General features: G+C 44.8%; 10 protein-coding genes and 2 pseudogenes. 5 read left to right on the forward strand and 7 right to left on the reverse strand.

Annotation, left to right across the window (positions count from 1 at the left end):
* The first annotated feature begins 374 nt into the window (after positions 1–374).
* Together mqnE and AC1DUA_RS23740 are read left to right on the forward strand one after the other, a co-directional pair.
* On the forward strand, positions 375–1,475 hold the full coding sequence (mqnE, locus tag AC1DUA_RS23735; RefSeq protein ID WP_477502118.1) for an aminofutalosine synthase MqnE: 1,101 nt from the start codon (positions 375–377) through the stop codon (positions 1,473–1,475).
* Positions 1,476–1,520: 45 nt separating this feature from the next.
* A complete protein-coding gene (locus AC1DUA_RS23740) occupies positions 1,521–2,585 on the forward strand; it encodes an NAD(P)/FAD-dependent oxidoreductase (protein WP_477502119.1) in 1,065 nt (354 codons plus the stop codon).
* A gap of 8 nt (positions 2,586–2,593) precedes the next feature.
* On the opposite strand, the gene AC1DUA_RS23745 is transcribed toward AC1DUA_RS23740, so the two are convergent.
* Positions 2,594–2,848: a YuzB family protein gene (locus tag AC1DUA_RS23745; RefSeq protein WP_477502120.1), complete on the reverse strand. Its 255-nt coding sequence runs from the start codon at positions 2,846–2,848 to the stop codon at positions 2,594–2,596.
* 97 nt (positions 2,849–2,945) lie between these two features.
* Here AC1DUA_RS23745 and AC1DUA_RS23750 point away from each other — a divergent pair, with 97 nt between their 5' ends.
* Positions 2,946–3,191: a NifU family protein gene (locus AC1DUA_RS23750; RefSeq protein WP_161408686.1), complete on the forward strand. Its 246-nt coding sequence runs from the start codon at positions 2,946–2,948 to the stop codon at positions 3,189–3,191.
* A gap of 54 nt (positions 3,192–3,245) precedes the next feature.
* On the opposite strand, the gene AC1DUA_RS23755 is transcribed toward AC1DUA_RS23750, so the two are convergent.
* From AC1DUA_RS23755 to AC1DUA_RS23770, 4 genes and pseudogenes are all read right to left on the reverse strand, one after another.
* Positions 3,246–4,034, reverse strand: coding sequence for an SDR family oxidoreductase (locus AC1DUA_RS23755; RefSeq protein ID WP_477502121.1), 789 nt, complete (start codon positions 4,032–4,034; stop codon positions 3,246–3,248).
* A 7-nt stretch (positions 4,035–4,041) separates the two neighbouring features.
* A pseudogene (locus tag AC1DUA_RS23760) lies at positions 4,042–4,669 on the reverse strand (Cthe_2314 family HEPN domain-containing protein).
* Positions 4,670–4,799: 130 nt separating this feature from the next.
* Complete coding sequence (locus AC1DUA_RS23765) at positions 4,800–5,699, reverse strand: COX15/CtaA family protein (protein WP_477502122.1); 900 nt, start codon at positions 5,697–5,699, stop codon at positions 4,800–4,802.
* Positions 5,700–5,908: 209 nt separating this feature from the next.
* Positions 5,909–6,253 carry a thioredoxin family protein gene (locus tag AC1DUA_RS23770; RefSeq protein ID WP_477502126.1) on the reverse strand — a complete coding sequence of 115 codons (345 nt, stop codon included), beginning with the start codon at positions 6,251–6,253 and terminating at the stop codon, positions 5,909–5,911.
* 185 nt (positions 6,254–6,438) lie between these two features.
* Here AC1DUA_RS23770 and AC1DUA_RS23775 point away from each other — a divergent pair, with 185 nt between their 5' ends.
* Positions 6,439–7,278, forward strand: a complete 840-nt coding sequence (locus AC1DUA_RS23775) for an SPFH domain-containing protein (protein ID WP_477502123.1) — start codon at positions 6,439–6,441, stop codon at positions 7,276–7,278.
* Between the two features lie 12 nt (positions 7,279–7,290).
* Positions 7,291–7,491, forward strand: a complete 201-nt coding sequence (locus tag AC1DUA_RS23780) for a type II toxin-antitoxin system antitoxin (protein WP_477502124.1) — start codon at positions 7,291–7,293, stop codon at positions 7,489–7,491.
* Between the two features lie 67 nt (positions 7,492–7,558).
* Here the strand turns inward: AC1DUA_RS23780 and AC1DUA_RS23785 are convergent, their stop codons facing one another.
* Positions 7,559–8,758, reverse strand: a complete 1,200-nt coding sequence (locus AC1DUA_RS23785) for a hypothetical protein (protein WP_477502125.1) — start codon at positions 8,756–8,758, stop codon at positions 7,559–7,561.
* Positions 8,759–8,774: 16 nt separating this feature from the next.
* Positions 8,775–9,048 (reverse strand): annotated as a pseudogene (locus AC1DUA_RS23790) (hypothetical protein); the annotation flags it as partial.

Below are 9,048 nucleotides of genomic sequence, written 5' to 3' on the forward strand. Positions count from 1 at the left end.
ATATAATCACCTTTTAACCCCACGTAATCACATTGCAATAGTATACAGGAATTTGTTAATATTGGGAATAACCTTTTTACGAATTTTATAGCAAAATTTGTAGATTCCCTACATTGTCAATTTATGTCCATGTTCATCATATTGCCGCCTCCCACATGGAGGTTTATAATGATTACGATGGGTTGTACGTATATTGAAAAACCGTAGAGAGCCTTTGAGCCAAACTCCGAGCTCCCTATATGTGTGAATTCCTGAACCGAACTGGCTGACAGGTAGGCGAGCCACTCACACCACACAAGGCGCATGAGATCATCTACAGATGGATGCGTCGATTCTTTATGTGCTTTTATTTTGATTTCATAGGAGGAATAAACATGAGTGTAATCACCACAGACCCGATCAAACGGATGGCAGAAATTGCCGATAAGGTTGAGCACGGTCAACGTCTTTCCTTGGAAGACGGATTGTTTTTGTATGAATCGGACGACCTTCTGAGCATAGGACAAATGGCAAACAAAGTAAATACAAGATTGAACGGAAACAAGGTTTATTTTGTACAAAATATGAGTTTGTATTTCACGAATGTGTGTGAGGAGCATTGTGCTTTTTGCCATTTCCGCCGCGATGAAGGCGAAGAAGGTTCATACACGCTTACGCCAAGCCAAATGTTAGATTATGTAGCTGAACATTTTAACCCAGAAATTAGAGAATTCCATATTAGCCAAGGGCATAATCCTCACTTGCCTTTTGAATATTACGTTGATTGCATTCGTCAATTGAAAAATGCTTATCCGGATGTGACAATCAAAGCGCATACCGCGGCAGAAATTGAATTCTTCTCACGGATCAGCGGCCTAAGTTACCGAGATGTCTTGAAAACGTTGATGGATGCAGGTCTATCCACACTTCCAGGCGGTGGAGCCGAAATTCTAACAGAGCGCTACCGGTCCAAAATGAAAGTTGAGAAGGCCTCTTCGGAAGAATGGCTCGACGTTCATCGCAACGCGCATTTGCTTGGTATGAAAACTCACGCAACGATGTTGTACGGGTCGATTGAAACGAAAGAAGAACGTATTCGCCATATGATGCTTTTGCGCGAACTGCAAGACGAAACGAAAGGTTTCTTGGTATTCATTCCAAACTCCATCCAACCTGCTAGCAAAAATGCTGGTCTCAAAAGACGCGTGCCCGCTTGGGACGAACTGAAGACCATCGCGATTAGCCGCTTGATGCTGGATAATTTCCCTCATATCAAAGCTTACTTCATTAATATTGGTACGAAATTGACTCAGCTTTCCTTCACTTTCGGCGCTTCTGATGCACATGGAACGATCGTGAAAGAGAAAATTTCACACGCAGCTGGCGCATTATCCCCAGAAGGACTGACAAGGGATGAGCTTGTTTGGTTGATTCAAGGTGCTGGACGCACTGCCGTTGAACGCGACACCTTTTATAATGAAATTAAAGTGTATTAGTCATACTAGAGAAGAGAGATCAGTCAAGAAGGGATACGGAGTGTTATGAAAAAATTTGTGATTCTCGGAGGAGGTTATGGCGGTCTGACCATAGCCTTGAATATGCTGGAGAAAGATTTGCCGGAAGATACCATACTGGAAATGATCGATCGCAGTCCTTTTCAAGGACTCAAAACGGAATATTACGCACTTGCATCAGGCACGATTGCAGAAACGCACATTCGAGTCGCTTATCCGGATGATCCTCGTTTACTGTTAACTTACGGAGAAGTGTCTTCAGTGGATTTGGAGAAAAAAGAAATTCTTTTCGAAGATAGAGAACCTGTAACGTATGATTGGCTTGTAATTGGTCTAGGCTGTGTAGATAGCTACCATGGCATTACAGGTGCACAAGAGTTCTCATCCAGCATTCAAACGCTGGCGCAAACTCGCGCTACGTACCAACGCATCAACAACATCGCGCCTTACGGGCAAGTTTCCATAATCGGGGGCGGATTAAGCGGTGTGGAGATGGCTGCGGAGTTAAGAGAAAGCCGCTCAGATCTGAACATTCGTCTCATCGACCGCGGTCCAAGTCTTCTGTCTGCCTTCCCAAGCAACCTGCAGCAATATGTGCGGGAATGGATGGTAGAACATCACATTGAGCTTCGTCCAAGTGTTTCTTTATGTCGTCTAGATGGTGGAGATTTGTACAACGGGGATGAAATCATTCAAACAGATGCGACAATCTGGACAGCCGGTATTCAGCCGAATCCAATTGTTGAGGCGTTGAACGTACCTAAAGACCGTCAAGGGCGTATTATGTTAAATGAGTATCACCAAATTCCAGATCACAAAGACGTGTACGTTGTCGGCGACTGTGCTTCCCTGCCTTTCTCGCCAAGTGCGCAAGCTGCACAAGCACAAGGCAAGCAGATTGCTGAAGTGATGCAGGCGATTTGGAAAGGTGATACACCGCGGCTTGGTGAAATCAAGCTCAGAGGTACATTAGGTTCACTCGGTAAAAAAGCCGGGTTCGGTATCATGGGTAAACGCACACTAATGACAGGCAAAATTGCCCGTATGCTAAAAAGTGGCGTTCTCTGGAAATCCAAACGCCACTTCGGGTAAGTTCAGGCTCAATCGCTTAGCAGATCGTACATCGCTTCAATCTCTTTGATCTTCGCAAGAATGAGTTCGTGGAGATGATCTGCGTCCTCTGCGGCAATGATTTCGCCGTTCAGAAGCGCATAGGGCTCCATGTAGCACTGCCCGCAATTACCAAGGCAGCCGTATTCTATGACATCATAGTCAGGATTTTGTTCTAGTGCTTTCATGACTTTCTCTGTTCCATTGTGCATGTTGCTGGCGCAAAACTCTATGATTGGTCTCATAATAAAAATTCCACCTTATGTCGATATATTCAAGTTGAAAACCATTTTCATTTAATCATTATTGTAATATAATATTAGAAGAAAGGAGATGAATCAAATGTCTGAAAAAACAAAAGAAGCTGTTTATGATGAAGTCCTTGAAGTTTTAGATAAACTTCGTCCTTTTCTACAACGCGATGGCGGTGACGTGGATCTCGTTGACGTAGAAGATGGTATTGTGAAGCTGAAACTGATGGGTGCTTGTGGAAGCTGCCCGAGTTCAACGATTACGTTGAAAGCTGGTATCGAACGCGCACTTGTTGAAGAAGTTGAAGGTATAACTGAAGTCGTGCAAGTGTTCTAATACGACTATATCATAAGAAAGAGCTTACCTCTATGGTAAGCTCTTTTTGTTAGGCTACTTGCGCTGATTAAGCACCGGCAATGGCTGGATTGGGTCCAGTCCTCCAGATATATCCATGATGTTGCCTGTGATGAAATCAGAGGCTGGCAAGCATAAGAATTCGATGACTCTGGCCACATCCTCGCCAGTCCCTGGTCTTCCCACCGGTGTTTCGCCATCGACCTCCAGCCGGGCCTCCTGCATCGTTCTTTCTTTATTTCTACCTCGAATGTCGCCTGGGCAAATCATATTCACGGTAATCCCGTGGCTGGCCTCTTCTTCAGCCAATGTCTTCGTGAAGGAGACTAGGCCAACCTTCGCTGCCGCGTATACGGCACGATGCGTCCAGCCCCTGGCTTCAGCAGCTTTTCCAAATCCAAAATGAATAATGCGCCCCCACCGTTTCTCCCTCATCATCRGCAAAACCAATTGATCAAGCTCCATAACGCCAAGCAAGTTGCCGCGCATTAAATATTCAATTTCATCAACACCATAATCGGCAAAAAATCGCCGTTCCCGAAAAAAAGGTCCTGCATTATTCACGAGAATATCAATCGGCCCGAGCTGCGACGCTGTTTGATCCACCATGCGTGTAATGTCATCTCGTTTGGCGACATCGCCTTGGACAGCTATACTGCGAACACCAAGATCCTTTAAGTGATGGACAAGCTCAGATGCTTCCCTCTCACTATTCACATAATTGACAGCCACCTGACAGCCTTGTTTAGCCATGGTGATGGCGGTCATTTTGCCGAGTCCTTTCGCACTGCCTGTAATAAGAACCGTTCGGCCTCTTAATTCCATGGTCCTCTTACCCCTTTGCAATACTAACCGTAATATAAGAGAATGCTATAGTTAAGGTTCGGCAAACCATATCAAATCCCTGCTGTAGATCAGCAACATTTGATTTTACATTCTCAACATGAATCCGATCCCCAGGATACGGTTCCTTTTGCATAAGGTCATCCAACATCTCGGCATTAATATAGTGAATCTCCATATTGCGTTGATTGCGCAGTCGATCGAGCGGAGTTTTATAATCCATTTTGAGCGTATACAACTGAACTTCAAGCGCCCCATGTATATTCTTCTCATGCATCCTGCGCAGTACCGTAAAGATAGACGAAAAGACGATAAGCTTCCATCTCTTGCGCGTTCATATCCTCGAGGAACAGTTTATCGATATGCTCAGCGTAACGCTCACAGCAGTATTTGCTCTGCTCAAGCTCGTCCAGGGCATCAATGAACCCTTTACTCCAGATCGCTTGCCGGTGGTACTTCGGGTAGTCTGAAGCCGTGTGGTGACGTTCCTTCGATTCCAGATGCTCGATAAACACTCTTACTGCATTGCCAGCCTCCAGCAGAAGTCCGCTGTCTACCCGTTTGGGCTCATGGAACAATACTCGCAGCATGGGTACACCCCCTTTTATAATAAGCATTATATAGGAACAGCAATAGAAGTAAGTATGGGCATAAATAAAAAGAAATAGCCCTCTCTACAAGCAAGAAGGCTTCTTCTCCCACAAAACCGTTCTGTCATGTTGCCAGAAGCCAGCCCTCTGACGGGCCTTATGCTTTGCGATCATATAGCGTAAGCACGCATAAATAACATAGAAATCCAAACATACAGGATACGATTACCGCATGCACCATGCCAGTCAACAAATAAGCGAGTTCATTCCCCATTGACCAAGTGACAACAGCTCCGCTGATTACTTGCAAGGAAACTAGGATTAGTGCCCATTTGCTGCCAAAGCGCAATTTGTCTGAGCTCTGGTAATAACGTTTGGCTTGTAAATATAGAAACAGAATGCACAGAAACAGCAGTAAAGCCGCTATCCGATGAGTAAAAACAATGCCTGTTGCGCCGCTTAGCTCAGGGATCACTTCTCCGTTGCACAATGRCCAACCTGAACATCCGCCTGAAGATACCGTATGACGGACGAAAGCACCCAAATAAACAACAACATAGCTGTAAATCGCTGTTATCCATACGATCGCCTTAAAGGAACTACGAATGGCTGTATCTCTTTGAAATTGGCCCCAAGGTGTAAACACAAGCGCAAGCAGCAAGGAAAACGCAAACGCAAGCAGGGATAAACCAAAATGAAGCGCCAGTACAAGTGAAGATTGCGGCCAAACAACAGCCAACGCGCCCATTACAGCTTGTACCAACGTCATAACAACAGTTCCAGTGATGAAATATTTCGCATCTTTTCGTTTGACATAACGAAACACTAAAATGAATGTGGCAATCAGGATTAGCGTCACGATACCGACGACCAGTCGATGACTGTATTCGATAAACGATGATATCGTATGCGCCGGGACGAATTTCCCATGACATAGCGGCCACTCGTCTCCGCAGCCTCTGCCTGCGTCAGCCTTTGTAACCAAGGCGCCCATTGCGAGAATGAGAAACATGCCTATGGCGGACAAATTCGCTAGCCTTTTAATCAGTTTTTGCATGATTGCACCTACTTTTACGTCGTGACTTCTGTGGATCTTGCCGTTGGTTCGTTTTCAATTATATCTTTAAAAAGTTGGCAAATCCATTCGCAATTGTTACAAAGCTCCGAAACCACCGATGTTGGGCTAAACTCGTGGCGAAGTTGTGATATTCAGGTGAGAACCGTTAAAAAAACGGCTCTGAGAGGAGCCGTTTCTTTTCCTTCTATTTAAGGGGCAAGAGCGCCTGATACCTCGAGAGCTCGATCAAGGAACTGCTCAATTTCTTCGCGCGTTTTGCGTAATTTGCTGACGAAACGTACAAGCTCTTTGCCATCGCGGAAGGCGATAAAGCTGGGGATACCGAGAATGTTCAGCTGCTCACACAAGTCCGGAACCTCGTCACGATCGAGTTCAACGAAAGTAATCCGCCCCGCATAAGCCTCTTCTAGAGCTGGCATGAATGGATTAATGAAGTGGCAATCTTTGCACCAATTAGCTTTAAATACAGCAACCGTTAATACGGGTTGCGAGATTTGTTCTTGAAAAACTTGTTCATTGGAAATTTTCAACATCATGAGCACCTCACTGCTAGGAATTTATTAACTTATAGCATGCCCCAAAAAGGGTGTCAAGATATACGAATGACATCATCTTCCTTTCTGAACATATTTACATTATAAGTAAAAAGTGATATCATAATTATATCAATAAGATATTCAAATAAATCATAACTCCAACTTGAAAGGGTGTTGCTTACATGAAAGAAAAACAAGCATGGTCCATTAACGGATTTCTTGGCATTTTGTTATTTATTATTGGCGGAGGATTGGGTGTTTTACTCCTAACACAGGAACGTATCTTGCCAGGTATCATTTTAATCATACTTGGCGTCATCTTTGTTTCGACGATTACGGCCGTTCAGCCGAACGAAGCATCCGTTGTTACGTTCTTCGGCAGTTACTTAGGCACGATCCGGAAGAGCGGTCTGTGGCTCATTGTTCCATTTTCAAGTAGAAAGAAAATTTCCCTGCGGGTTCGCAATTTTAACAGCGTCAAGCTGAAAGTCAACGATATCGAGGGTAATCCGATTGAAATTGCCGCCGTCGTCGTGTTCAAAGTGGTCGATACGTACAAAGCTCTGTTTGATGTGGATAGCTATGAGAAGTTCGTCGAAATTCAAAGTGAAACAGCGCTGCGTCATGTAGCTAGTAAGTATCCATACGATCGTTTCGACAGCGAAGGATATTCGCTCCGTGGGAATGCCGATGAAGTAGCCGCTGAGCTGAGCCTTGAGCTTCAACACCGCCTCTCCGTTGCAGGCGTCGAGGTCATGGAGTCTCGCCTCACTCACCTCGCTTACTCCACGGAAATCGCAAGTGCGATGCTTCAGCGTCAGCAAGCATCCGCGATTTTGTCCGCCCGCCAAACGATCGTGGACGGAGCTGTCGGCATGGTTCAGATGGCCATCTCCCGCCTCGAAGCCGAAGGCTTACATCTCGATGAAGAGAGGAAAGCGGCCATGATCAATAATTTGCTAGTAGCCATTGTATCGGACCGCTCAGCAAGTCCGGTTATTAATACCGGCTCGCTTTACTAAACGGGCACCGCTATGGCTCCTAAGAAAAACTTCGCGCTCCGACTCGATCCCAAGCTCTATGAAGCTTTGGAGCGCTGGGCGGAGGATGAGTTCCGGAGCGTCAACAGCCATATTGAGTATTTACTTCGAGAAGCGATGCAGCGTGCGGGGCGATTGCCGAAGGTCCGTCCCTACAGTTCTGACTCGGAGAAAGATGAGCAAGTTGATTCTTGAAGGTGTGCCAGGCAGGCAACCTTACCAATAACAAACCCCTTGACCTTCGTAAGGTCAAGGGGTTTTACTACTTTACAGATAAGCTATTGATCATTATATTGCTTAACTCCAGTCCATCTTTACGTGCAACCTCGCCTTGATAGACGATCTTGCCTGTATCCAAATCAACCACAGCCACACCGGGACTTCTCCTGCCGAAATAATTCATATAAAGCCGGTTATCGTCAAACCGTTTCATTTGAACGTGCAGCTCGTCTTGCATCCAATCTTTCAAATCGATCTTTACGTCGCTCTTCAGCTTCCTTTCCGTCAGATTATAATGAACAACCCGCGATTGATCATAGATGTTCATGGGAGTAAAATACAAATCGTCGCCAAAATAATCAATTCTAAGCTCTCCGGGTTTTCCATTCATGAGCAGGTCACCGACGAGCTCGCTTTGAACAGTTGCCATTTGGCCGTTCCAAATATCGTAGTACAGAAGCTCCCGATTCAAGATATCTTTCTTCGCATCTAATGCGTAGGAGGTCCGATCGAAAAGCAAATAACGGTTCGGCTTCATCACATCATTTGATGAAATAAGTGCAGTCGTTGTCTGCGACGTATTATCCTGAGATACAGCAGTTGCAACCAACTGCTTCCCTTCAATACTTTTCTTATTAAGATCCAAGGTATAAATGACATATTTAGAGTCTTCAGGCTGTGAATATTTGCCGGACTTTTGATAATGATTAATCAACAGCTTCATGCTCTGATCTTTCACATAGACATCCAAAACACTGATGTATTCATTCTTTTCTTTAGGCAGTTTCACCTGAAATGATAGGCTGTTCTTCTCTGCTCTCTCCATCACAGAAATGTCAATAATATCCGACTGGACCTCATCAGTTTTGAATCGAAAGTCATATTGAGCATAGGCAATCCGCTTTTCGTCCACATATAAGGCATTCAGGTTCTTTTTCCCTCTCATAAAAGAGCGATAGTCATGGAATAATTCCTGCAATTCTTCTTGGTAAAAATAAGTTGAATCCAGCCTCTCCCAGAAAGAATCCTTGTCGTTCGGATACTCGCTCCCCGCCAGACGTATGGCAATCGGCTCAGACATCGATTGCCCTCTAATCGTTAAATGAGAAACTTCCTCTACGCGTCCTCCCAATGTTTTGAGATAATAGTCGGGTTTATCGACTTCAGACGCAGTGGCATAATATATACTAATCGTTAAAACAACAAATGGAATAAGGACTACAAGTATCCAATAACGTTTCATTGTCCGGGGCGCCTCCTTAAACGGTTACTTTTTTATGCAACAAATAGGAACTGAACCTTAATGAAAAAGCTGTGACAAGGATGCCCATCACTAGTTCCAGCTGAACAACCTCGCTTGGGAAAAAGAAATCCGGGACCCATATTTCTGAGATCATTTCAGGTAGTATGATGAGAAAAGCTGCCGCGCCAGTATAGAGGATACCCGCTGCAATCCCTTTGAAACGAAAACTGCGTTCCAGTAAAACGGCTGTAAACAAAATGATCACACTCACCACACCTGCTCCGTAGTAA

It is taken from the genome of Paenibacillus sp. 01T422 (assembly GCF_056398785.1).